Genomic DNA, 25339 nt, shown 5'->3' with positions numbered 1-25339 from the left:
ACAGCTAACAGCTAACAGCTAACAGCTAACAGCTAACAGCTAACAGCTAACAGCTAATGGAGATTATTTTCTATCTTGCAAAAAAATCAGAACAAAATGAGCGAAAAGGCTGTAAGTATAACAGTGTATGGTAAAGTACAAGGTGTTGGATTTCGTTATCATACACGAAAGGCGGCGCAGCGTTTTGGTGTGAATGGTTTTGTAAAGAACCAGGTAAACGGTACGGTTTATGTAGAAGCAGAAGGGGATGAATTGGCTGTTGATTTGTTTTGCGAGTGGTGTAAGAAAGGACCAGACTGGGCCAGGGTTGATCGCATTAATATTTGCGATGCTGGTGTGAAGGATTATTCGGGATTCGAAATCAGGTAATGGTATAAAATAAAAAAAGCTCCGAAATAATTTCGAAGCTTTTAAGTTGACCCATAAGGACTCGAACCTTAAACGTCTGGACCAAAACCAGATGTGTTACCATTACACCATGGGTCAATACCATACAGTCATTTTCTGACTAAGACGCTGCAAATATAGTGGAAATATTTTTACGTCAAAACGAAAAATTACAAAAATATTGCGAAGTTTTTTGCGTTAGGAAACAGGAGCGCTTGAATGCTTCTCATTGTCAATTTAAAAGGGGTTTTGTGATGGAAGAAAAAAAAATTGAATCTTTAACTGGAAAATGGATTTACGAAGAGGATTATGGCTATGGAACGGCCCAGGGAGAATTAATTTTGGTACAGGAAGGGAAGAAATTATCTGGCAAAATTATTTTTTCGGAGAATGCCGATTCCAATGAGACTTTCATGATTCAGGAAAAGATAGAAGGAGAAATCAACCAAAATAGAATAAAAATTAGGGCAACGGAATATGATATCATCCATGCCGATTACGATATCCGATACGAATTGGACTCCTGGGAAGGAATGATGATTAATGAAACCATGATTGAAGGAGAAAGTTTGGATGATCAGGGAATAGCCGGAAGTTTTAGATTTACGAAAATAGTATAAGGGCCTAAAAGTCCAATAGTCTAAAAGTCTTGAAAAGAAAATAAGGTTTTAAATATTTTGAGGTACTAAGATCGAATTAAATTCTCCCCTTCTAGGGGATCCGCGTCAACTATCGGGAGGCTACAGCCAGAGGGGTGCATTTTTGACTATATTTCTTCCTTTTCCTTATCAGGATTTTTCCTAAAAGGAAAAAATTCTATCACGGCCTATAATTATAGAAATTGAATAGCTCCGAGTTTTAACTCGGAGATTTTTATAATGGGATGATGAATTCAAAGTTGTGAAATTCAATTGCCGAATTTCATTTAGACTTGGTTTGGAATCCAAAGAAATAGAATTGCTCCGAGTTCAGATATGGTACATAAGTAGGGATACAAAAAAAGCTTCGAAAGTTATTTCGAAGCTTTTTTAAGTTGACCCATAAGGACTCGAACCTTAAACGTCTGGACCAAAACCAGATGTGTTACCATTACACCATGGGTCAATCATAATGCGTCTTTTCGTAAAGACTCTGCAAATGTAGTAATTTTTTTTTGTGTGCAAACAAAATCGGAAAAATATTCTGCAGGAATTCAAGGGAAACACTGAAATTTGACTATTTTCGTTCAGATTATTTTACTGCAAATCAAATAAAAAAACGAAAATACACACAAGATGAAGTCGAATTACAAATTGGTTAATAATGCGTTAGGATGGGTGGCTTTTGTTATTGCTGCCATTACTTACCTATTAACTATCGAACCAACTACCAGTTTATGGGATTGTGGAGAATTTATTACCACAGCTTATGGTTTAGAGGTTGGTCACCCACCAGGAGCCCCTCTTTTCATGATTATGGCTCGATTTTTTGCACTTTTTGCACCAAGTCCTTCCGAAGCTGCCTTAATGGTAAATGTAATGTCTGCTTTGGCTTCGGCATTTACAATTCTGTTTTTGTTCTGGACCATTACTCATCTTGCGAAAAAACTAGTTGACAAAAACGAAGAGCTTTCGAAAGGAAATCTATTTGCAATTATGGGAACCGGTATGGTAGGAGCTTTGGCTTATACTTTTTCTGATACCTTTTGGTTCTCGGCAGTAGAAGGTGAAGTTTATGCTTTATCATCACTGTTTACAGCAATTGTTTTCTGGGCAATCCTGAAATGGGAAGATGTTGCTCACGAGAAACACGCCAACCGCTGGATTATTCTGATTGCTTACCTAATGGGATTGTCGATTGGGGTTCACTTATTGAACTTGCTTGCCATTCCTGCCATTGTTTTTGTGTATTACTTTAAAAAGCATGAGCCAACTCGAAATGGAATTATCGCAGCAGGAGCTATTGCTGTCGCCATTTTAGGAGTTGTGATGTATGGTGTAATTCCTGGGGTTGTTAAAGTGGCATCCTGGTTCGAACTCATGTTTGTGAATGGATTTGGTCTGCCATATAATACAGGTGTAATGGTGTATGCGGTGCTGTTAATTTCTTTTGTGATTTGGGCCATTAACTACACCATTAAAAAGAACTATGTAATTCTGAATACCATTGTTACCGTATTTATGGTAATTGTGATTGGTTACTCATCATTTGCAATGATTGTAATTCGTTCATCGGCCAATCCGCCAATGGATGAGAATAATCCGGATAATGTATTCGCATTGCTTTCTTATTTGAATCGTGAGCAGTATGGCGACAGACCATTGATGTTTGGTGAGTATTACAATGCTCCGGCTGTTGATTTGGTAGAAACCAAACCAAATTACATTCAGAAAAACAACAAGTATGTAATTGCATCGCGCAAGCAAAAATATGAGTTCGATCCTCGTTTCGAAACTCTTTTCCCACGTATGTACTCTTCTCGCGACAATCATGTTAGAGAGTATGAGTTTTGGGGTGATGTGAAAAAGAATAATCCAATTGCATTGGGCAATGGCGAAGTGGTTTACAAACCAAGCTTTGGGTCGAACCTTCAGTTTTTCTTTAAATACCAGGTTGGATGGATGTATTGGCGATACTTTATGTGGAACTTTGTTGGTCGTCAGAACGACATTCAGGGCCATGGCGGAATTTTGCATGGGAACTGGGTATCGGGTATTCCATTTATCGACAGAGCAAAAGTTGGAAATGAAGATAAATTGTATCCGGAGTTGAAGAATAAGAAATCGCGCAATAACTATTTCTTCTTACCATTTATATTGGGATTAATTGGTTTGATATATCAGTTTAGATCGGGTAAGAAAGGAAAGCAGAATTTCTCTGTTGTTATGTTGTTGTTCTTCTTTACAGGATTAGCCATTGTGGTTTACCTGAATCAGTATCCACATCAGCCACGTGAGCGTGATTATGCTTATGCCGGTTCGTTCTACGCTTTCGCGATATGGATTGGTTTTGGTGTAATGGGCTTGTATCAAACTTTGAAGAAGAAAATGCCTGAAGTTTTGAGTGCAGGATTAATAACTGGTTTGTGCCTGGTAGCCGTTCCTGGATTAATGGCGCAGCAAAACTGGGATGATCATGATCGTTCGGGACGTTATGCTACTTTGGCTTATGCAAAGAACTATTTGAATTCTTGTGCGCCAAATGCCATCTTGTTTACTTATGGAGATAACGATACTTTCCCATTGTGGTATGCACAGGAAGTGGAAGGAATTCGTCGAGATATTCGAATTGTGAACCTGAGTCTTTTGGCTGGCGATTGGTACATTAACCAAATGCGAAACAAGGCTTACGATTCAGATCCTATCCCAATGAGTTTTGGGCCAGAAAAAATTGAGCCTGGAAAGCGTGATCAAGTACCTATTTTGGAACGTTTGGAAGGTGAAGAATCATTAAAGCAAATGCTTGACTTTGTAGCCAGCGACAATAAGGCTTCGAAGGTTGAAATGCAAACCGGAAGAAAATTGGATTACTTCCCTGGAAGAAATGTTTACATACCGGTTGATTCTGCTAAGGTGGTGAACAATGGTACAGTTCGCCCTGAAGATGCACACTTGATCAAGAAAAAATTAGATTGGAAAATCAAGAGAAATTACCTGTATAAGAATGATATCATGGTTTATGATATTATTGCCAGCAACAACTGGGAACGACCAATTTATTTCTCGGTTGGTATGGGTGCAAGCAGTTTCTTAGGTTTGGAAAAATATTTCCAGTTAGAAGGAGCAGCTTACCGTTTGGTGCCAATCGAAAGCAAATCGAATAGTTTGGAGATCGGACGAATTGATACTGATATTCTGTATGATAATTTCATGAACAAGTTCGAATTTGGTCGTATCAAAGAAGCAGATGTTTATATGGATCAATTCCATATCTTAACCATTAATATCATGAGTTTCCGTTCTAACTACGGTCGTTTGGCAAGTCAGTTAAACGATGAGGGGCAGACGGGAAAAGCCGTAAAAGTATTGGATAGATGTATGGAAGAATTGCCAACCAGCAAAATTCCATATGACAATAGTTTGGTTGGATTTATTCAGGAATATTACAGAGCTGATGCAATTGATAAGGCAAATGCTTTGTTCGAAGAAATGGCACAGCAATGCTACGATAAATTGGATTATTACTTCTCGTTACAACCAGCATTGGCTAAGAGTTTCCGTAATGAACAGGAGAGAGAGATTAGAGTTGTACAAATGTTGTTAGGCTTGGCTGAAATGGGTGAGCAAACAGATTTGAAAGACAAAACACAACAGAAGTTTGAACTTTTGTTTAAATCCTACGCTGAATAATATCTAAACATTTTATAGAGAATGGCCGTCACAGAAATGACGGCCATTTTTTTTGCCTTGGGCTTAATCATTAAAATGTTTGGTTTGATAAGGGAAAAGTACTAGTCGGTATCAGATTTACAATAAGTCACTGTTTTATTTTAAGTTTTTTTCACATAATTAAAAACAATACTTTTTTCGGAAAGTAGTATCTTCGATGCTTAATCACCATTTAATAAAACCCTTATTTCGCCTGATATGAACAAATATCAAAAAATCAATGTGCTTTTTGGTTGGTTGTCATTTGCAATAGCAGCCATCGTTTACCTCTTAACCCTTGAACCGACAGTTAGTTTTTGGGATTGTGGAGAGTTTATTACAGCTTCATATAAACTGGAAATTGGTCATCCTCCGGGAGCACCATTTTTTATGTTGTTGGCACGATTTTTTGCCTTGTTTGCAGGGGGAACTGAAAATGTAGCATTCATGATTAATGCACTTTCGGGCATGGTGAGTGCGTTTACAATTCTCTTCTTGTTTTGGACCATAACTCATTTGGCAAAAAAACTTGTTTCCAATAGCGAAGAGCCTGTTGGAATGCAGGTTTGGAAGATAATTGGTGCAGGTTTTATTGGAGCAATGGCTTATACTTTTTCCGATACATTCTGGTTTTCGGCAGTAGAAGGAGAGGTGTATGCGACATCATCCTTGTTTACCGCAGTTGTTTTCTGGTGTATTTTAAAATGGGAGAACGAATCGGATAAGGCTTATGCCAACCGATGGATTATTTTGATTGCTTACCTAATGGGGCTTTCAATTGGAGTTCACCTATTGAATCTATTGGCGATACCAGCCATTGTTATGGTGTACTACTTTAAGAATTATACACCTACACGAAATGGAGTTATTAAGGCTTTAGGTTTAGCAGTATTGCTTCTTGGTGGAGCTATGTATGTAATCATCCCGGGAGTTGTGAAGTTTGCATTCTTGTTCGATCTGTTCTTTGTAAATGTAATTGGATTGCCATTTAATTCTGGCTTAATCATATTCATATTGGCTGTAATTGCTGCAATTGTTTGGGGTGTTCGATATACCATTCAAAAGCAAAAAGTTCTTGCCAATACAATTCTAATGGCATTTACGGTTGTATTAATTGGTTATTCATCCTATGCAGTCATCATGATTCGATCCAATGCAAATCCTAGTTTGGATCAGAATAACCCTGAGGACTTACAAACCTTACTGTCTTACCTGAATCGTGAGCAATATGGTGATACCCCATTAATTTATGGGCAGTATTTTAATGCCCCATTAGATGAGAATGACCGATTTGTAAAGGATAAGAATGTTTACATCAAGAAGGATGGAAAATATGTGGTGTCGTATGAAAAAACGAAAGCAAATTTTAAAGATTCGCACAAATCGATTTTCCCAAGAATGCACACCAAAGGGATGACTGGAAATAATCCAGTCGAGTATGCCAAATGGACTGGTATTAATCCTGATCAGAAAGAAAAACCGAGCTTTGGTCAGAATCTGAAATTCTTTTTCTCTTACCAGGTGAACTACATGTATGTTCGCTATTTCTTGTGGAACTTTGCCGGAAGACAATCGGATAAGCAATCGTATGGAGGAGTAGTAGAAGGAAACTGGATATCTGGAATTCCATTTATCGACAATATGCGATTGGGAGATCAATCTCTTCGTCCGGATCACATGAAAAACAATAGAGGAAGCAACAAGTATTATTTCCTGCCATTGTTATTGGGAATTGCGGGATTGCTTTATCAATATCGAAAAAACAGTACTGGTCAGAAAGACTTTTGGGTAATCATGCTTTTGTTTGTGTTTACCGGAATTGCCATTGTGTTGTACTTGAATCAACCTCCTTTGCAACCTCGTGAAAGAGATTATGCCTATGCCGGATCGTTTTATGCTTTTGCCATTTGGATTGGCCTGGGCTTTTTAGCTGTGTTGGAAGCTAGCAAGAAGGTTCTGAAATCAGAGAAAATTACTGTTCCAGCTTTATTCGTGCTTTGTTTTGTTGCTGTTCCGGGTTTAATGGCTCAACAAAATTGGAATGATCACGACAGATCTGGAAGATATTTGGCTCGCGATATGGCTTACAACTATTTGAACTCTTGTGAACCCAATGCCATTTTATTCACCATGGGCGATAATGATACTTTCCCACTTTGGTATTTGCAGGAGGTAGAAGGAATTCGCACCGATGTTCGTGTGTGTAATTTGAGCTATCTGTCTACCGATTGGTATATCGATCAAATGAAGCAGCAGAACTATGATTCGGCACCACTTCCAATATCGATGAAGAAAGATAAATACCTGGAAGGAAAACGAGATGTGGTTTATCTTGTAGATGATCCAAGACTGAAAGCTTATGTAGAGAAGAACAATGGTTTGGATATCAAAGATGCCTTGGAGTATGTTTTAAGCGATAAGGAAAGCACGAAAAATATTTATGGTTACGATGAAAGAATTGATCACTTTCCTGCCAGTAAGTTCAGGATGGTAGTTGATAAGGAGCAAATTCTAAAAACGGGTACAGTAAGTGAGAAAGATTCTGCTTTGATTGTGGATCAGTTAGAGTGGGAGGCAAAAGGAAACTATATCGAGAAAGCTGGATTAACCTTGTACAATATGCTGTTGGAAAATAATTGGAAAAGACCAATGTATTTTGCAATTACAGTTCCATCTAATGGTTATTACGGACTGGAAAAATATTTCCAGCTGGAAGGATTTGCTTATCGATTGGTGCCAATAAAAACAGAAAATGAAGATGGGCAAGTTGGTAGAGTTAACGGAACGAACATGTATACCAACATGCTTGAAAAATTTAGATGGGGAAATATTGAGGATCCTGATGTATATTTGGATGAAACTTGTTCGAGAATGACTTTGAGTATGCGCAATAATTATTTGCGATTGGCAGAGACGTTAATGGATGAGGGAAAAAGAGATTCGGCTGTTATGGCACTTGATAAGTGTGTGGAGTTGATTCCAAATGATAGAGTCCCTATGGATTATTGGGGAGTTTTGATTGCAAAAGCTTATTATCGCGCTGCTGAATATGAAAAGGCAAATCACTTGGTTCAAGAGATTTCGGAACGTTTGGTGCAAGAGTTGGATTATTATGCCAGCCTAACTCCAGTTTCTACATCGGAATATCCTCGTTGGCAAAATAGAAATTTATACTTGATACAGGAGCTGTATCAAATTACGACACGATACGAACAAGAAGATTTGAACAAGAAAATTGAATTGGAATTTAAGAGGTTGTTAGGGAATTATAGGAAGGGATAATGAAGTTAAGGTGGTTGAGAGCGCCGGGAATAATCAGAAGGTTATTTCCCGACTTTGTGTGGCGGTACAATTCGGGTGAAAAAAAGGTTTACCTGACCTTTGATGATGGACCAATTCCAGAATCTACCATGTGGACATTAGACCTGCTAAAGGAGAAAGGCATAAAGGCAACCTTCTTTTGCGTGGGAGACAATGTTCGTAAATATCCCAATTTGTATCAAAGGATTGTAGATGATGGTCATGCAGTTGGGAATCATACTCACAATCACCTTAAGGGATGGTACAACAATACACAAAAGTATGTGGAGAATGTTATTTTGGCTTCTGAATTCATAGAATCCAAACTGTTTCGTCCTCCGTATGGATTAATAAAGCGTTCGCAAGCCAAATACCTGCAAACCGATTATAAAATTGTGATGTGGGATGTATTAAGCGGCGATTACAGGCAAGATATTTCTCCTGAGAGATGTTATAGAGATGTAATGAAAAATGTACGTCCTGGTTCAATACTTCTTTTTCACAATCACCTAAAATCCGAAAAGAATATGCGTTATACAATTCCACGTTTAATCGATGAATTACACGCTCAAGGATATGAATTTGGGGTTTGTCATTAGAAAAATACAAATTCATTGCATATCACTCAGGATAACTGCAATTGAATCCTTAAATTTGCTGTCGATCAATACCATTTTATAACAAAATCATCTTTACTGATCATGCTTTACAGTTTGTATTGATGATGATATTCAATTTATTTGACACATGAAAGTACTTCTTTTGGGGTCTGGAGGCCGAGAGCATGCGTTCGCATGGAAATTCAATCAAAGCGAAAAACTGGAAAAACTTTTTGTTGCACCTGGAAATGCAGGAACGGCAGAAATTGCAGAAAATGTAAATCTTAATCCAAATGATTTTGATGGTGTTAAGAAGTTTGTTTTGGACAACGATATCAATATGGTGGTTGTTGGCCCTGAAGATCCATTGGTGAACGGAATTCACGATTTCTTTTTGAATGATGAGGAGATTAAAGAGATTCCTGTGATTGGACCAGAAAAATTGGGAGCTCAATTAGAAGGAAGTAAGGATTTTGCAAAAGAATTCATGTTCCGACACAATATTCCAACTGCAGCTTACAAAAGTATTACCACGGAAAACTTAGAGGAAGGATTGGCTTTTTTGGAGACAATGAAAGCTCCGTATGTGTTAAAAGCTGATGGTTTGGCAGCAGGTAAAGGGGTTTTGATTATTGAAGATCTTGATGAGGCCAAGAATTCATTGAAAGAGATGTTGGGCGGAATGTTCGGCGATGCAGGAAACCGTGTAGTAATCGAAGAATTCTTATCTGGAATTGAATTATCTGTATTTGTTTTAACGGATGGTAAATCATACCGAACTCTTGCCGAAGCTAAGGATTACAAGAGAATTGGTGAGGGAGATACAGGATTGAATACAGGTGGTATGGGAGCTATTTCTCCGGTTCCATTTGCAAAGGGTGACTTCATGCAAAAAGTTGAAGAGCGTGTAATTGCTCCAACAATTGAGGGGCTGCAAAAAGACAATATCCCTTACAAAGGATTTGTATTTATTGGGTTGATGAATGTTGAGGGAGATCCTTATGTAATTGAGTACAATGTGCGAATGGGTGATCCAGAAACAGAAGTGATTATGCCTAGAGTAAAATCAGATCTTTTGGAATTAATGGAAGCTGTATCTAAGCAAGAGTTAGAGCAGGCTGATTTTGAAATGGACTCAAGAACTGTTTCAACTGTTATGTTGGTATCTGGAGGATATCCGGAGGCTTACGAAAAAGGAAAAGAGATTAAGAATCTTGAAAAAGTGGAAGGAAGTATCGTTTTCCATGCGGGAACAACACACTCTAATGGAGATGTTGTTACCAATGGTGGTAGAGTAATTTCGGTTAGCTCTTACGGAGATAATATGAATGAAGCTTTGACATCATCTTTTAAAAATGCTGAATTAATCGATTTTGAAGGTAAATACTACCGTAAAGATATCGGTTTTGACTTATAAAAAATCATCTATTGCGGTTTCTGGAAGATCTGGAAACCGCAATCAAATATTTCTACATGCTGCTAAAAACGCTTAAAGGAAGGCACTATTTGTTATTGTTTTTGGTGCCGGTTTTACTCCTGTTGTTATGGATGAAGGCATTTATTTCTCCAGTGTCTTTAACTCTAGGACAAGATCAAATGCCACTTTATGAATTACTTCAACAACTTACCGGGGGCAGCATTATTGCATTAAACATTGTAGGAGCAGTCATCTTAATTCTCTTGTCGCTCTTGGTAGTGCGATTAAACGAGCGATATGTTTTTATCAGGCAAAGAACCGATTTGCCAGCTTTTGTTTTTGCTTTAATAGCAACAGGGACAGTTTCATTGTATGGAATGCATCCAGCATTGTTGGCAAGTTTCTTACTGTTTTTTGCAATTGACTGTGTATTTGCAATATATCACGGATCAAGAACTTTGGCTAAATCTTTCGAAGCCGGATTATTTATAGGATTAGCTACAACTACTTACCTTTTATCAGGTGTATACCTATTATGGTTTTGGATAGCTTTGGCCTTTTTGGGATATTTTAGACCTCGTGAGATTCTTGCAGGTTTGATGGGATTTATATTGCCTGTATTTGTTGTATTAAGTTGGTATTTTCTTAATGACAAATTGACTGGATTACTTCAAACGGTAGGTTCGTTATACAGTTTTGAATTTAGTGCTGAGTATTCAATGTTTCAGAAAGTATACTGGGGTATTTTAGCGGCTTTTGTTTTGATAGCTTCAGCTTTTATGACCAATGTAGTGGAAGAGAAAAAAATCAGTTCGAGAAAATACTTTATGATTTTGTTTGTATTCTTTTTAACTGCAATTGGGAATTATTTTATTTTTTCTTCAGCAGGCACAGAATTGTACTTTCTTCTTTTAATACCAACAACTTTCATTATTAGTCATTATTTTGTTTTGAGTAGATATTCCTGGATAAAAGAAATTCTGTTTGTGGCTTTCGTGTTAGCCAGTGTTATGATTCATTTTCTAGGATAAAAAAATACCAACTCAAAAATGAGCTGGCATCTTCATAACAAAGTGGTTGTGATTATTTCTCGATAATGTTTTCGGTATCAAATGCAGTTGCAACAAGATTATCCTCTTCATTATCGGTTATTGCGAATATAATATCGTTGTAGTCCTTATCACCGTTTGGTAGTTTGATATCTTCAAAACAAAGTACTATATCCTTACAGTTCTTCTCTATGAACAAAACATGCTGTTGGTTTCCAAACTCATTAAATTCGGTATTGGTATAATGCTTGTAAATACCATCTGTGGTTGCACCATTTTTCCATCCTTTAGCAACAAGACAGAAGCCAATAACAGTGTTAGCAGGGAAAGTATTATCGCCTAATTGAACCCTATCTCCTGATTTTAACCCTCCGCCTGAACTTTCTTTTGAAGCATTAGGGAATAACATATGAAGTTCAATTTCATCTTTACCTGTTGGTGGATTTTCAGCATCGTATGTGTAGTAAGCCAATGAATTCTTCCATCCAGCACCTTCATCAATAAAAGTAAGGTATACAGGCGATTCTTTTTTCAGTTTCAGAATCAGTTTGCTTTCATCTGTGAATAAATCCGCGTGATCGTCACGATTATCTTTACCGGAAGGGAACATGGCAATAATGTTCTCAATTAATGTTGGGCAAGGTTTAGTAGGGATGATGTCATCAGGAATACCTTCATCCAATTCAATGCTTAAAATTTTAAGACCACCAGTTCCTGCAGCAACAAAAATGCATTCCTCTTTTGATTCAACAAAATTTACAGAAGCATCAAAATACATACTACCCATTAGAAATACTTCATCATCCATTTCAGGAACGATTGCTCCAACATAAAGTCCAGCACCACCATTACCAATCAATAATAACTCTTCGTTTAAAGCTACGGAATTGGTTACGTAGTTTTCATCTAATCTTCCTTCTGGAGTTGGAGGTCTATCGAAATGTTCAAGAAGTTCACCTTCTAAATTTCTTATATCAAGTCCACCTTCATTTAAAGCTGCCAACAATAAATTATCAGTAACGTCGATTTCTGTTTTCGATTCTGCAGTAACAGGTCCATTCAGACCAATAAATTCAGGGCCTGATAAATCTGTAATGGAGAATTTATGCAACTGAGGGGTTGTTCCTTCTAGAACATAGATATGATCAGTATTGATTGCAACAGATCTTGCATCAATAATATCCTTGTATCCAGCTAAAGTGAAATTGTGATTTAAAACGGTAAGCTTTCCGTTTGACCCACTGGTTACATAGATATAATCTTCATCAACTTTAACATCTGTAGCTACGTAGGAGGCTATATCGTATGTGTTCGAAACATACATGATTTGTCCTGATGGAGTAAGTTCCATTTCAATAAGAATTGCTGGTGATTCGTATACAAACCCTGGAATGTCAGGATCGTGAGCACCTGCCAAATAGAGCTTCCCATTGTAATAATCAACAGCACTAATGTCAACATCGTGAAACATTGCTTGTGCCTGAAGAATAGGCTTTGTTTTGTCGGTTACATCGAACAATTCAATACCACCATTGTATTCAGGACCTTTAGTATTGTATGTCACAAATGCCATATCGTCAACGATTTTAACGTGTGTCGCCTGAACGTATTCACCTTTAACTTTTGGAGCTTCAACTTCGGCTCTTAATTTGAAGGCATAGTTTTTGGTTGGATCAATTTCAAAATCTGATTCTAATGATTTTGTTGTTCCAGCTGGAATATCGTTGACAATCACCAATTTATCACTGTAAGTAACACGGGAGCTTAAATCAGCGGCATTATTGGTAATATTAACCGATTGAATTACATCATCTTTTTTCTGTGGCTTTTCAGTCTCTTTAAAACTATCTTCTGAGCAAGATGAAACCATGGTAGCCAATAAGATAAAGAAGAACAAATATCTTTTCATAATTATTGAGGTTTTAATATGTGACTTGATTTAATTATAAGCAAGTTACATTCTTTAATTGAAACCTAATTATTGATTATGGTAGAATATGAAAAAGCTTTGATGAAATCATGTTTTTCTTTTGTCAAAATTTGCAATAGCTTGTTTGTGATGTGTTTAGGATTTATTGTTTTTAAAATGCTTTTTAATCCATCTTGGAAGTAGGTAAACTCCGATAAATAAGTAAGGATAATATGATATTAGGCGCCAGATTAAGGCCATGCTGGCAGCTAATCCTGCAGTAGGCAAGAAGTCACCAAGATACTGCGTGAAAACCCATTCAGAAAATCCACTTCCTCCTGGAGTTGGACTTACCAACATCATGATCCACATTACCAACTGTCTTGCAAATATCATGATGTGATCAGCAAAACCATAACCTTCCAGCATAAATGCAACCAGCATTGCATTTACCACCCAATATCTGGCGGTCCAGGACCAAAAAGTAGCCATAAAAGCTTTAAACCAAAACAGGAATGGTTTTCTTCTTAGTTCTTTTGAACTTTCTATGATATCACTACCAGCTTTATTGGCTCCATGTTTCCATTTGCGCAGAACAGGAAGTTTAAATATCCATAAAAGCAACCACTTTAGACCTCTTGGATTCCAGAAAAGACCGTAGGTAAGTACAACCAGATAAACGAGTTTTACCAAATATCCACCAAGTGCGAAATACAATAAAGAATCAAGCCAGATGGAGTGCTCAGGAGATTCTATCATGAACAACTGTTTTACATTTAAAAGTAAAATCAGTAATGGAAACATGATGATAAAGTAGAGCTCATCTAAAAATGACGTAGACATTACTACCGCAGAACTTCTTCCTACTTTAAGTCCCTCTTTGTTGAGATAAAGAATGGCAACCGATGTTCCTCCAATTGCGGAAGGCGTGATTGCAGATGTAAACTCCCATAGCATGATGATACGAAATGCTTTGCCCCAGGAGAATTTCCTGTCGGTAAGAATTCTTAGGCGAGCCATATAACCAAGATCACGAATTACCATCATTAAAAGTGCAATGCAGAGCCAAAAAACAGTATACCAGGTAAACTCTATTAAAGAGAATGTATTGGCATCAACTTCTTTTACCAGCATGTAGATAACTACTGCCAATCCAATTAAAATTGGATAGATTATTCTGCTTGGTCGTACGCCATGCAATAATTTTTTCGATGAACTTTGTTTCTCAGTTGTTTCCATGCTACTTTTTGTGGAAAATAAATTTACACAAATAAAAAACTTAAATCACATGTATTGGTGAACTATTTGTTAAAAATATCTAAATATAACAAGTATTAAATATTCCATCCTTTTTTCTATTTTTATTAAACTAACTATACAAAGTTTACTATGTCGACAAATCATACAGCTCAAAAATTTGGAACTGCTCCAGTATTTTTTACTGCAATTTCTACCATTTTAGGTGCCATATTGTTTTTACGATTTGGTTATGCGGTAGGAAGTGTTGGTTTCTGGGGTGTAATATTTATTATTTTATTAGGGCATGCTGTTACCATACCCACTGCTTTTGCAATATCCGAAATTGCCACCAATAAACGTGTTGAAGGAGGAGGAGAGTACTTTATTATATCCAGATCTTTCGGACTAAATATTGGGGCAACAATTGGTTTGGCTTTGTTTATGTCGCAAGCCATAAGTGTTGCATTTTATATTATTGCATTTACCGAAGCTTTTGAACCTGTTTTTAATTGGGTACGCGAAACATATGGTTATCACCTGCCACGACAAGTTGTAAGTATTCCAGCCATGTTAATGCTTTCCGCATTGATCTTGAAAAAGGGTGCGAACCTTGGCGTTAAAGCGCTTTATTTTGTGGTGGCAATTCTATTTATTTCACTGATCTTATTTTTTCTGGGCTCCACAGAATATTCCATGACTAGTGATTTTAACTTATGGAATGCAGATTTTAAGAATCCAGATAATTTTTTCATTGTATTTGCAATAATATTCCCTGCATTTACAGGAATGACTGCCGGAGTTGGCTTATCTGGAGATTTGAAGAATCCTTCAAAATCTATCCCTTTGGGAACTACTGCTGCCACTTTGATAGGAATGATAATCTATTTCTTTATCGTATATAAATTGGCAGGATCGGCAAGTAGCGAAGATTTGGTTGGCGATCAATTAATCATGTCAAGAATAGCATTAGGAGGAGCTATTGTAATTCCACTTGGATTAGCAGCATCAACAATTTCCTCGGCAATCGGATCTGTTATGGTTGCACCAAGAACATTGCAAGCACTTTCGATAGATAAATCTTTTCCTTCAAAGGCATTAAACAAATGGTTAGCAAAAGGGCGCAATAAGGATGGAGAACCAATTAATGCATCATTAATTACATGTGCTATTGCCTTGGTTTTTGTAGCTCTTGGCGATGTAAATGCTGTTGCAGAAATTATTTCAATGTTTTTCATGCTTACTTATGGGGCTTTGTGTTTAATCTCTTTTTTGAATCATTTTGGATCATCACCTAGCTATCGTCCTTCCTTTAAATCAAAGTGGTTGTTATCGCTCATCGGATTTTTCATTTCCATTTGGGTAATGTTCAAAATCAATACGCTTTATGCATTTAGTGCAGTTGTTTTAATGAGTTTGATTTATTTGTTTATCAACCGATATCATAAACACAGGAATGGATTGGAATCCATCTTTTTGAATTCTCTTTATCAGCTAAATAGAAATATGCAGGTTTTCTTGCAAAAAGCAGGTAAGAGGAAAACAAGAGAATGGCGACCTAGTGCAATTTGTATCTCGAAAGATTCGTTTGAGCGAGATACAGCATTTAAATTATTAAATTGGATATCCTATAAATATGGGTTCGGAACCTACCTGCATCGAATTGAGGGATATTATTCCAAGGCAACTTATCAGCAATCACAAGAGGAATTGGATAAGTTAATTAGCAGTTTTGATAAAATTGAGAATCATGTTTATGTAGATACAATAATATCACCATCATATACTTCTGCCATTGCTCAAGCCATTCAGTTGCCAGGAATTGCCGGAATGGAAAATAATATGGTGATTTTTGAATTTGATAAGGAAGATCCCGAGCGTTTGGATTTGATTATCGAGAATTACTCACTTGCAAGAGCTGGAAATTTTGATTTCTGTATTTTGGGAAGTTCAAGAAGAAAATTCAATTATAATAACAATATTCATGTTTGGATCAAATCTTCAGATACCGATAATGCAAATCTCATGATACTGTTGAGTTTTATTATAGGTGGACACCCAGACTGGAACAAAGCGGATATTAAAATTTTCAACATCTGTAAGGAACATCATGCTGATGAAACCAGGAAGAAATTGGATGAGTTGGTGGTTAGTGGCAGATTGCCAATTACCAACTCGAATATCGAAATCATACACGAACAGGAAGATGTCGCTTCTCGCGAGATTATTAATGAGAAATCGGCTGATGCAGGATTAACAATTCTTGGATTTAGAGGAGAAACTTTGAAGCATGAGAAATCCGAACTATTTAAAGGATACGATGCGTTGGGGAATATTCTTTTTATAAATTCTAACAGCAGAAAAGATATTGATTAAAATAAAAAAGTCAGGGAACCACCCCTGACTTTACTCTAACCCATTTTAATCTATGAAAACCTAATCCTCTCGGAAAGGACACTACAAATGTATGGAATCCTGTTCTACCGACATTAGAAAAAGTGTTAAAGAAGGTTAAAAGCTAAGTTAATTAATGTTTTACTGATTTTTCCTTTACATTCAGGTTTGGTCTTTTGCTAGGTAATATTCCAAGTATTAGGGACAGTAGGAGTATAATTGCTTATGTGGAAATGTATAAAATGAAAAAGCGGCTACAGCATAATTGCCACAACCGCCTTGATTTGAGGGTGGAGAGTACCGGAATCGAACCGGTGACCTTTTGACTGCCAGTCAAACGCTCTAGCCAACTGAGCTAACCCCCCATTAAAAAATTGAGAATTCCAAAATCAATTTTTAATGGTTAGGAATTCGCTTGCAAATATAAATTAAAATTAAACACACGAAACTACTTGATAATGAATTTTTACAGAAAGCAAACATTTTTAATTCTTATACGTAAGGGAATTTAGAGTGAGGAATCTATTTTAGTTCGAAAAATTGTTTGTCAATAGACAATTGATTGGTAGCAATGTATAGTGTGTGTATAGGTAGGATGAGTTCGGACAATATGGATTTTTCACTCTTCTTCGTTAAAAAATCTAATTTAGAATGGCTTTAAAGAAAAAAATGTACTAAATTTATAGTTGATTTATTTACAGTAGGTTTATCTATATTCAAATTAGAGCATTTTTTATAATTATCATTAAATTTTAAGACGATCTTACGTGTTGAAAATCAAAAAATACCATTAGAAAAAAATGATTGCTCGTTATTTTTATATCTTTATGCCTCAAATATTTTCGCAGAGAATAGAATTTTGATTATAAAATTGAATTACTTACTTTTAAACGCTGAATTTAAAAGAAAATTAAAAGAAGATTATGGAAGTTAAGAAGTCACCTAAAGCAGATCTTGAAAATAAGAGAGGTCTCTTTCTTGAGATTGGTCTGGCGCTGACTCTGCTTTTTGTCTTTGCTGCCTTCGAATGGCGTGTAGATTCTTCTGAAGCTACAGGATTAGAAGATCAGCAAGAAATGGAAGCTGAGGAGGAGATTATTCCGATTACCAGACAGGAACAGATTAAGCCACCACCACCACCACCACCAGCACCTAAAGTAGCTGAGGTATTGGATATTGTGGATAACGATGAAGAGATCGAAGATGAGCTTGAAATTGAAGACTCGGATGCTGATATGGATGAAGAAGTTGAAATCCAAGTGGTAGAAGAAGAGGAAGAAGAAGATGAAGCTCAGGTATTCGTTATTGTAGAGGATATGCCTGAATTCCCAGGTGGACAGCTTGAATTACAGAAATGGATAGCAAGATCTATCAAGTATCCTGTAATTGCTCAAGAAAATGGTATCACAGGCCGTGTATTTGTTACTTTCGTAGTAAATAAGGTTGGTGGTGTTGAGAATGTTCGCGTTGTTCGTGGAGTTGATCCATCTTTGGATAAAGAAGCGATTCGCGTAATCAACAAGATGCCAAAATGGAAGCCAGGAAAACAGCGTGGAAAACCAGTAAAGGTTTCTTATACTGTGCCAATCAACTTCCAATTGCAGTAGATCAATACTATACAATTATATAAGAGGTTTCGATTTTTCGAAACCTCTTTTTTTATGCCTTGAAGAAAGCATTGCAGAATATTGTGTATTTTTGCCTTACAATTCATCTTTTTCTAATCATTGAGAGAGAGTTTGATATTGTAACAAATAGAATCAAATACAGGCGAATTGTCTGTTGTTATTCCTAAAGAAAATAAATGGGAGACTATCTAAGAACAAAAAAGGAGCAAGAAAAAGCAGTTTTAATCGGAGTGATTGATCAGTCTAAGAGTATGACTGTTCAGGAAGTTGAGGAATATTTGGCTGAGTTGGACTTTTTGGCTTTAACAGCAGGAGCAAAAACAGTAAAAAGATTTACTCAGAAGTTAGATTATCCTAATCCAAAAACTTTTGTTGGAGCAGGAAAACTTGAGCAAATACAAGATTACCTGGAAGCCAATGAGGATGTTGGTATGGTGATTTTCGATGATGAACTATCTCCGACTCAACTTCGAAATGTTGAGAGAATCTTGAAAAGAAAAATTTTGGATAGAACCAATTTGATTCTTGACATCTTCGCCAGTAGAGCTCAAACTGCACATGCTAAAACTCAGGTAGAGTTGGCTCAATATCAATATATGTTGCCACGACTTACAAGAATGTGGACTCACCTTGAGCGTCAGCGAGGAGGGATTGGAATGCGTGGTCCTGGGGAAACCCAGATTGAAACTGACCGTCGAATTATCTTAGATAAGATTGCTAAGCTGAAAGAAGATCTGAAAAAGATTGATAAACAAAAGGCAACTCAGCGAAAGAATCGTGGAAAATTGGTACGTGTTGCTTTGGTGGGATATACCAATGTGGGTAAATCTACCATTATGAATATGCTTAGTAAATCAGAGGTTTTTGCCGAAAACAAATTGTTTGCAACTCTTGATACTACTGTTCGCAAGGTTGTAATTCAGAATGTTCCTTTTCTATTGGCTGATACAGTAGGATTTATTCGAAAATTACCTCACCATTTGGTGGAATCTTTTAAATCAACTTTAGATGAGGTACGCGAGGCAGATGTTATTCTACATGTTGTTGATATCTCACATCCTAATTTCGAAGATCATATTAAAGTGGTAAACGAAACCATGGCTGAAATTGATAATAGAGAAAAGCCTTCTTTCCTTGTGTTCAATAAGATTGATGCATTTACCTATGTGAAAAAGGATGAAGATGATTTGTTACCAAAAACTCGTGAAAATTACAGCTTGGATGAGTTGAAGCAGATGTGGGTTGCCAAAGGAGATACTCCTTGTTTGTTTATTTCAGCAATTGAGAAACAAAACATAGAAGAATTTAGAGAGAAAGTGTATGGTGTTATTCGTGAAATTCATTCGGCACGATTCCCATACAATGATTTCCTTTATCAGGATTATTCAAATTTGATGGATTAAAAGAACAATGATATAAAAAGAAAACCCGATGTTTTGCATCGGGTTTTTTTATTGTGTTACACCAATTCTTGTTGTGCTAAACATTCTGCAATTTGAACAGCATTGGTTGCAGCTCCCTTTCTAAGGTTATCAGCAACAACCCACATGTTTAAACTGTTTGGATTTGAGTAATCACGTCGAATACGTCCAACAAATACTTCATCTCGTTCATGTGAGTATTTTGGCATAGGGTATTCATTATTATCCAGATTATCCTGAACAATTACACCTTCGGTCTCATTTAGAAGTTGTTTTACCTCTTCAACATCAAAATCATTAGCAAATTCAATGTTTAAAGATTCACTATGACCTCCAACAACTGGGACTCTTACCGCAGTAGCAGTAACTCTGATGTTGTCATCCTTCAAAATTTTTCTGGTTTCATTCACCAGTTTCATTTCTTCTTTTGTGTAACCATTTTCAGTAAAAACATCGCAATGTGGAAGACAATTTTTATCTATCTCGTGTGGATAGGCTTTTTCTCCATCAACTCCTGAGCGCTCATCTTCAAATTGCTTCACTGCCTTAACACCAGTGCCAGTAATCGACTGGTAAGTTGAAACTACCAAGCGTTCAATTTTGTATTTCTTATGAAGAGGAGCCAATGCAACTACCATCTGAATTGTTGAACAATTCGGATTTGCAATAATCTTGTCCTCTTTGGTTAATTCTGTAGCATTAATTTCAGGAACAACTAATTTTTTGCTCACATCCATTCTCCAAGCCGAAGAATTATCTACTACAGTGGTGCCAACTTTGGCAAATTCAGGAGCCCATTTTAATGACGTGCCGCCACCTGCAGAGAAGATTGCAATTTGTGGTTTTAGATTAATTGCATCTTCCATACTGATAACTTTGTACAGGTTGCCTTTAAAAGCAACCTCTTTACCCACAGATCTTTCACTTGCGACTGGGTATAAATCGCTAACCGGAAAATTTCTTTCCTCCAGAACATCCAGTATTTTCTGGCCTACCAGGCCTGTAGCTCCTACAATTGCTATTCTCATAACATAATAAAGCTTTAATTCCTTGTTAATAAAATCGATTATAGTTAAATTAGCTTTTACTCAGAAAAGCAAATCAAAGTTAAAGTTAATTTCCTATGAAAAAAACACTTTCCCAGAAATTGTTCATACTCTTGGTTTTACTGATAAATACAAACCTATATGCAGAAGATATATGGACAAAAAACTTCTCAGATGAAGTAGATTTAAATAAAGGTTATTGGGGTTCAAATGTTGATATGGAGGGAGTTGTTGATTGGAGTTTGGATGTCACTAATTGTTCTCTTACCGATAATTCGGATTACGTTAAGGTTGTAGAAACTAGCGGAGGAAGGTTAGAAGCCGTCGATTGCGATGGTGAGGCTGTTTGGATGAGTAAATCAATTGATATTAGCAGTTTTACCAATTGTACTGTTTCTGTATTGTCGGCCGAGACTGGTACTTCAACAAATGAAAACAAATATATAAAACTGTATTATAAAATTGATGGAGGACCTGAGCAAGCATTTGCTGTAAATGGAGAAAATACTGGTAATTGGGGAAGTAAACAGGCGTCTAGTAGTGGAATTTCTGGTAATGAATTGGTAATTGTAATTCGACTCAATAATCCGCTATCGAGTAATAAAGTTTATTGCGACAATATTGTTGTTAGTGGTGATCTTATTGTAGTTGAAAATGATAAGAATACTATATTAAAAGAATCAGATAACCAAGTTGGAGAATTAACAATTAACACGGATGTTGATACAGAATCAGAAGCTTTACCTTGTTTTCGATTCATAATTGACGAAACAGATTCTGCGAGCGATGGTGTTCCTACCAAAATTTCCAGAATGACATTTTATAATTCCAATCCTGAAAATGGATTAGATTGGGAGAGCCAATTAGGAGGTGTTAGCATCTATTTGCAAGGTAATTTGGTAAATTATCAATCTATAACCATAAATTCTGACTCTTTATTTTTTGATTTTGCAGAAGATCAATTATCAATTCCTGATGGTTCAAAGCGCGAATTTGAATTAAGGGCATACCTTAATTCAGCTAATGAATTGAATGATGGACTAAAACTTCAATTTACTATAGGTAAGGGAGCAAGTGGATTTTTATCATTTGCAAGTGGATCGGGTTTTGCTGATAGTAATGACCCTATAGTTTCTGAGGTTCATAGCATAAATGTAGAAGCAGCTAAATTGGCCTTGATTGGTATTCCGGAAAATGTTGTAAGAAATAATTTGTTTCAATTTTCTGTTAATGCCGAAGATCAATTTGGAAATCTGGATGTTGATCAGGAAGAGCAAATTAGTTTGTCGCTGCAAATAGGAAAGGGTGAATTGATAGCCGCTAATGGTTTAAGTAAAAAATTAGTGAAAGGTAGCTTGGAGTTTGATGCTTTAAAGTACCAAATGGTAGATACGATTCAATTAAAGGTGGAAGGAGAAAGTTTGTCAGAACAGATTTCTCCTAAAATTGTTATAGAAAACACATATGAATCTCAAGCCGTTTCAACTTCATGGATTCCAGGCCAAACAATTTTATCAGCTCTAAATACTCATAAGGCTAGTGCCTTTAAGTTATTCGAATTTGCAATAAGAGATTCAGGAGATGATGATGTTTCGACTGTTCTTAAGAAAATTTCAATTACAAGTAGTGAAAGTAATCAAGTAGATTTTAAGAAAACTTTAGCTGGTTTGTATCTTATGCGAGATAATCACGAATTGGATGTTGATTTCGAGGTTTCAAAGGATAAAATAGATATCCTTTTTCAGCAATCGGAATTAGCAGCAATTGTCGATAGTGAAAGTGAGGCGACCTATTCTTTGTTCGCCTATTTTAAGGAAGGTGCTTGTTTAGACAAAGAAATAATTCAACTGAGAATTGAAAAGTCCAGTGAAAACTGGGAAATATCAGAAGAGGATAGTGGACTAAAACCTCAGTTTGATACTGAGGTATTGGGACCAATTCTAGAATGTGAAGTGAAGGCTGTACAAATGCAGTTTGCCACGATTCCCAAATCTGTAAGGCCAAATGAATCGTTTACTATTGAGGTAGAAATGCTTGATGAATTGGGAAATTTGGACATAGATTCAGATAAGCAGGTGGAAATTAGCCTAGCTGCTGGAACAGGAGAATTGACTTCGGTTTCAGGATTGAGGAAAACTATGGAGAGTGGTAAATTAATCTGGGCTGATTTGGTGTACGATAAAGCTGAGCATTTTACCATTCAGGCAGAAACCGAAGGTTTTGAAACCATTCTTTCTGAAGATATTTCGAGTGTTGATCAGAATTCTGTGCTATTGGAAGGTGAGAAAATTTTAAATCATCAATTAACATCTTTATCTGTTTCAGAGGAAACAGCAAGTGCTGTTTTAAATTTTACGATTGTGGATTCGGCTTTATTCGATGATCTGCCAACCATTATCAATACTGCTATATTCTATAAAAAAGAACTTGCAAATTCCTTTGATTGGGAAAAACATATTGCTGGAGCCTTAATAAAAAGTGAAGGAGAAATTCTCGCACACAGCGATGATATTGACAATGAACGCATAAAATTTAATTCAAGTAAAGGTTTATTTGAGGTGACTAATGGTACAATTCAGAAGTTTGAATTGGTCATATATTTCAAGGAAACCTGTTTGCCTGACAAAATGGAATTTCAGGTTTTTATTCCAAAATCTGGTTCTGGTTGGAAAAATGGAATAAATAGCTCTGAATTAAAGGCAAACATGCTTAAGGATATAAATTCTGAAATTTTCAATATAAATGTAGAAGCAGACAGGCTGATTATCGCTTCATCACCTTTATTTGTTAGGGGTAATTCAGAGCAGTTTAATTTAAAAGTACTTGCTTGCGATCAATATCAGAATATCGATACAGATTATACAGGTGAAATTAGTTTGGAATTGATTGAGGCAGATGGAGAACTGATTCATGATAATGAGTTGTATCTTAATAAAGGTAGTGTGGATTTGAATTCGATTAGCTATTCTGGAAAAGAAGATTTTAAGCTAATAGTCAATTCGAGTTTAGGTTCGGATAATTGTAGCATTTTATTTGGACAGAGTTTATCAGATCTTAACTATGATTTTGAAGAGCATTCTTTGAGTGAATTTATACATTCTTCAGATTGGTCTATTTCTTCATATCAGCCAATTCATGGAAACAAATCTCTAAAGCACAATTTAAGTAATCAGGTTGGAGGTAGCTATATCTCTTGTAAGTTAGAGGATTGGGGAAGTGAGAATGGAATAACAAGGTGGAGTTTTGTTTTGCGAAATGGCGATTGGGATCCGAGTTCTGGAAATAACTTTGTGTTTCACCTTTGTATGGATGATGAAAATCCTGCCAAAGCTAAAGAAAAGTATTCTGTGGGAGTTAATTTAAAAGGTTCTACAGACATGTTAAGTCTTTGGAAAACAAATGGTGGTGAAACATCAGAAATATTAGCACAAACGAAATTTGATTGGAATGAAAATGAAGTAATTGCTATTCTGGCAGAATATAATGCCAATGGAAAATGGAATTTGGCTTACAATAGAATGGGAGAATATAATTCTTGGTATGAATCGGAAGAATTCTCTTCTGAAATTATAAGTGAAAGTGAAGAATTTTATTGTGGTTTGGAGTTTAATTTCGGGTCAGCAACCAGAGCTGGAGAATTGTGGTTTGATGATTTACGAGTGCAATCTGTAAGTTCTGCTCCTTTTATTAAGTCGTATCAGATTATAGGACAAGATTCCATTTTAATTGCTTTTTCTGAAGCTCTTAATGTGGATCAGGAATTGACTCATGATAATTTCAACATTAGCTGTAATGATGAAGAATTGAGAAACTTTAAGACATCATTCTCAGATTCAAATATAGAGATTCTAATCATTATGAACTCAGAATTAAAGGCTGGTAATTATCAAGTAGAAGTATTAAACATTACAGATGAAGATGGTTCGACATTGGCTTCTGATTCAATCACCTTTGAATACTTGGCTCCAGCAAATGTTTTTGATGTGGTCATCAATGAAATCATGGCAGATGAAAGCCCAGCGCAAGGATTGCCAGAATATGAATATATCGAGCTATACAATACCAAAAGCTATCCAATTTCAGTTGAAGGATGGAAGCTGCAAATAGGCAGCAAGGAATTGTTGTTTTCTTCGGATACCATTCAAGCAAATTCCTATTTGATTCTTTGTTCTAATTCAGCAGCTGAATCATTTTCTGGATATTGCAATGCTTTGGGTATAGCAAATTTTACTGGTTTAACCAACTCAGGAAACAATTTGAAGTTGTTGTCTGCTAAAGGAGAATCAATTGATGAAATCACCTATTCCGATATTTGGTATCAATCAGAAGAAAAAAGTAATGGAGGTTGGAGTATTGAGAGGATTGATCCTTCAAATACGTGCAGTAGTCGAAGCAATTGGTCAGCTTCAGTAAATGAAAATGGCGGAACACCTGGAAAAATCAATTCAATTCATGCTGCAAATATAGATGAAGAAGCACCTAAGGTAATTTCTTTTAGACTGAAATCAGAAAATCATTTGTCTTTGGAGTTTAGTGAAATGATTAATGAATTAACACTACTGAATCCTGAGAATTATAAATTACAAGCCAACGTTTTAAAGGAGATT

14 protein-coding genes and 3 tRNA genes are annotated in these 25339 nt (G+C 36.2%); 11 read left to right on the top strand and 6 right to left on the bottom strand.

Features of this window, described 5'->3' with window-relative positions; all coding sequences use genetic code 11:
• Nucleotides 1–96 precede the first annotated feature (96 nt).
• On the top strand, nucleotides 97–369 hold the full coding sequence (gene yccX / locus DF185_RS21445) for an acylphosphatase (protein WP_110363539.1): 273 nt from the start codon (nucleotides 97–99) through the stop codon (nucleotides 367–369).
• Between the two features lie 46 nt (nucleotides 370–415).
• Here yccX and DF185_RS21440 read toward each other — a convergent pair.
• Nucleotides 416–486 (bottom strand) — tRNA-Gln (locus tag DF185_RS21440).
• Between the two features lie 155 nt (nucleotides 487–641).
• Between DF185_RS21440 and DF185_RS21435 the strand changes: the two genes are divergently transcribed.
• Nucleotides 642–1007: a hypothetical protein gene (locus tag DF185_RS21435; RefSeq protein ID WP_110363537.1), complete on the top strand. Its 366-nt coding sequence runs from the start codon at nucleotides 642–644 to the stop codon at nucleotides 1005–1007.
• Nucleotides 1008–1420: 413 nt separating this feature from the next.
• On the opposite strand, the gene DF185_RS21430 is transcribed toward DF185_RS21435, so the two are convergent.
• Nucleotides 1421–1491: transfer RNA gene (locus DF185_RS21430), tRNA-Gln, on the bottom strand.
• Between the two features lie 170 nt (nucleotides 1492–1661).
• Between DF185_RS21430 and DF185_RS21425 the strand changes: the two genes are divergently transcribed.
• From DF185_RS21425 to DF185_RS21405, 5 genes are all read left to right on the top strand, one after another.
• A complete protein-coding gene (locus DF185_RS21425) occupies nucleotides 1662–4715 on the top strand; it encodes a glycosyltransferase family 117 protein (protein WP_110363535.1) in 3054 nt (1017 codons plus the stop codon).
• Nucleotides 4716–4952: 237 nt separating this feature from the next.
• A complete protein-coding gene (locus DF185_RS21420; protein ID WP_110363533.1) occupies nucleotides 4953–8015 on the top strand; it encodes a glycosyltransferase family 117 protein in 3063 nt (1020 codons plus the stop codon).
• Nucleotides 8015–8632, top strand: coding sequence for a polysaccharide deacetylase family protein (locus tag DF185_RS21415; protein WP_110363531.1), 618 nt, complete (start codon nucleotides 8015–8017; stop codon nucleotides 8630–8632). Before DF185_RS21420 ends, DF185_RS21415 begins: the two co-directional genes overlap by 1 nt.
• Before the next feature lie 148 nt (nucleotides 8633–8780).
• Nucleotides 8781–10049: a phosphoribosylamine--glycine ligase gene (purD, locus tag DF185_RS21410; RefSeq protein WP_110363529.1), complete on the top strand. Its 1269-nt coding sequence runs from the start codon at nucleotides 8781–8783 to the stop codon at nucleotides 10047–10049.
• 56 nt (nucleotides 10050–10105) lie between these two features.
• Nucleotides 10106–11080 (top strand): hypothetical protein, encoded by a 975-nt coding sequence (locus DF185_RS21405; RefSeq protein WP_133250122.1) that lies wholly within the window; start codon nucleotides 10106–10108, stop codon nucleotides 11078–11080.
• A gap of 52 nt (nucleotides 11081–11132) precedes the next feature.
• On the opposite strand, the gene DF185_RS21400 is transcribed toward DF185_RS21405, so the two are convergent.
• Together DF185_RS21400 and DF185_RS21395 are read right to left on the bottom strand one after the other, a co-directional pair.
• Nucleotides 11133–13007 (bottom strand): DUF4114 domain-containing protein, encoded by a 1875-nt coding sequence (locus DF185_RS21400; RefSeq protein ID WP_110363526.1) that lies wholly within the window; start codon nucleotides 13005–13007, stop codon nucleotides 11133–11135.
• Nucleotides 13008–13163: 156 nt separating this feature from the next.
• The gene (locus DF185_RS21395; protein WP_110363524.1) at nucleotides 13164–14246 is read right to left on the bottom strand and encodes a lysylphosphatidylglycerol synthase transmembrane domain-containing protein; all 1083 of its coding nucleotides are present in this window, start codon (nucleotides 14244–14246) and stop codon (nucleotides 13164–13166) included.
• Nucleotides 14247–14396: 150 nt separating this feature from the next.
• On the opposite strand from DF185_RS21395, the gene DF185_RS21390 reads away from it, so the two are divergent.
• On the top strand, nucleotides 14397–16619 hold the full coding sequence (locus DF185_RS21390; protein ID WP_110363522.1) for an APC family permease: 2223 nt from the start codon (nucleotides 14397–14399) through the stop codon (nucleotides 16617–16619).
• A 309-nt stretch (nucleotides 16620–16928) separates the two neighbouring features.
• Here DF185_RS21390 and DF185_RS21385 read toward each other — a convergent pair.
• Nucleotides 16929–17002, bottom strand: a tRNA-Ala gene (locus tag DF185_RS21385).
• Nucleotides 17003–17560: 558 nt separating this feature from the next.
• Between DF185_RS21385 and DF185_RS21380 the strand changes: the two genes are divergently transcribed.
• Together DF185_RS21380 and hflX are read left to right on the top strand one after the other, a co-directional pair.
• Nucleotides 17561–18244: an energy transducer TonB gene (locus DF185_RS21380; protein ID WP_110363520.1), complete on the top strand. Its 684-nt coding sequence runs from the start codon at nucleotides 17561–17563 to the stop codon at nucleotides 18242–18244.
• A gap of 197 nt (nucleotides 18245–18441) precedes the next feature.
• Nucleotides 18442–19668, top strand: coding sequence for a GTPase HflX (hflX, locus tag DF185_RS21375; protein ID WP_110363518.1), 1227 nt, complete (start codon nucleotides 18442–18444; stop codon nucleotides 19666–19668).
• Nucleotides 19669–19724: 56 nt separating this feature from the next.
• Here the strand turns inward: hflX and DF185_RS21370 are convergent, their stop codons facing one another.
• On the bottom strand, nucleotides 19725–20714 hold the full coding sequence (locus tag DF185_RS21370) for an aspartate-semialdehyde dehydrogenase (RefSeq protein WP_110363516.1): 990 nt from the start codon (nucleotides 20712–20714) through the stop codon (nucleotides 19725–19727).
• 95 nt (nucleotides 20715–20809) lie between these two features.
• On the opposite strand from DF185_RS21370, the gene DF185_RS21365 reads away from it, so the two are divergent.
• Nucleotides 20810–25339: lamin tail domain-containing protein (locus DF185_RS21365; RefSeq protein WP_133250121.1), on the top strand; the 4530-nt coding region annotated here is incomplete at its 3' end.

Origin of the sequence: Marinifilum breve (assembly GCF_003202155.1) — a bacterium.
In the GTDB taxonomy this organism is placed as follows: Bacteria; Bacteroidota; Bacteroidia; order Bacteroidales; family Marinifilaceae; genus Marinifilum; species Marinifilum breve.
The sequence above is the reverse complement of the archived record's forward strand: the minus strand, read 5'-3'. Positions and strand labels throughout refer to the sequence as shown.